The following is a 236-nucleotide window of genomic DNA, read 5'->3' on the forward strand; positions in this document are numbered from 1 at the left end:
GGTGCTTCAGTCTCAACTGGCAGCGACTCGCGCGTGCCTTAATTATTTGCTGCAATGTCAGGCGCGAAGAAAGTCCCGAATCCGCTCTGCCGCCTCGATGCACTCGGCCAGCGGTGCAACCAGCGCCATGCGCACACGCCCGGCACCCGGGTTCACGCCGTCCACCTCACGCGACAGGTACGACCCCGGCACCACGGTCACATGCTGGGCTTCGAACAGGTCGCGGGTGAACTCGG

1 pseudogene is annotated in these 236 nt (G+C 64.4%); it reads right to left on the reverse strand.

Annotated features, from left to right (window positions below):
* Positions 1 to 57: 57 nt before the first annotated feature.
* Positions 58 to 236: pseudogene (locus SB756_RS35350) on the reverse strand (succinyldiaminopimelate transaminase); the annotation flags it as partial.

The organism is Pseudomonas sp. SIMBA_068 (assembly GCF_046534705.1).
Taxonomy (GTDB): domain Bacteria; phylum Pseudomonadota; class Gammaproteobacteria; order Pseudomonadales; family Pseudomonadaceae; genus Aquipseudomonas; species Aquipseudomonas putida.